1 pseudogene is annotated in these 425 nt (G+C 68.2%); it reads left to right on the top strand.

The window, feature by feature from the left end:
- A pseudogene (locus tag B9S61_RS43165) lies at positions 1-425 on the top strand (ISAs1 family transposase); the annotation flags it as partial.

Genomic DNA, 425 nt, shown 5'->3' with positions numbered 1-425 from the left:
ACGCCGTCACCTGCTCGGCTGGCGGCGCAGCCCCAAACCGGTCACTCTCGGACGCGTCCTTCAGGCACTTGACGGCGACGCCCTGGACCAGGCTGTGGGCGCCTACCTGGCCGACCGGCACCGCATCACCGCGTCCGCGGACATGCCCGAGGCCCGATCGCGGCAGATCATCGCCGTGGACGGCAAGGCCCTCAAGGGCTCAGCCCGCCTGGCCGCGCCGCGCCGTCACCTGCTCTCGGCGGTCACCCACGACCGCGTCGCCACAATTGCCCAGGTCGAAGTCGGTGCGAAGACCAACGAAGTGCGCCACTTCAAACCCCTGCTGGCACCGCTCGACCTCGCCGACACCGTCGTCACCTTCGATGCCCTTCACTCAGTGAAGGCCAACATCACCTGGCTGGTCGAGACGAAGAAGGCCCACTACA

Source organism: Streptomyces sp. SM1 (assembly GCF_002910825.1).
Taxonomy (GTDB): domain Bacteria; phylum Actinomycetota; class Actinomycetes; order Streptomycetales; family Streptomycetaceae; genus Streptomyces; species Streptomyces okerensis.
Note: the sequence above shows the minus strand (reverse complement) of the source record. Positions and strands in the feature narration are given on the sequence as shown.